Annotated in this window: 1 protein-coding gene; it reads left to right on the top strand. The window is 67.6% G+C overall.

Translation table 11 applies throughout. The annotated features are described in order from the left end of the window. The coding region (locus KUA57_RS09515) for a phospholipase D-like domain-containing protein (protein ID WP_250646357.1) at positions 1–333 on the top strand (333 nt) is incomplete at both ends.

Below are 333 nucleotides of genomic sequence, written 5' to 3' on the forward strand. Positions count from 1 at the left end.
TGCACGAAGCCGCCGATCGTGGCGTGCGCGTGCGCCTGCTGCTGGACGACAACGGCACCTCGGGCCTGGACCGCGAGCTGGCCGCGCTGGACGGACATCCCAACATCGAAGTGCGGCTGTACAACCCCTTCGCGCTGCGCTGGCCCAAGACGCTGGGCTACCTGACCGACTTCAGCCGGCTCAACCGGCGCATGCACAACAAGTCCTTCACCGCCGACAACCAGGCCACCATCATCGGCGGCCGCAACGTTGGCGATGAATATTTCGGCGCCGCCAACGGCGTGCTGTTCACCGACCTGGACGTGCTGGCGATCGGCGCGGCGGTGCAGGACG

The sequence above is a fragment of the Streptococcus vulneris genome (genome assembly GCF_019218685.1).
GTDB classification, from domain to species: domain Bacteria; phylum Bacillota; class Bacilli; order Lactobacillales; family Streptococcaceae; genus Streptococcus; species Streptococcus vulneris.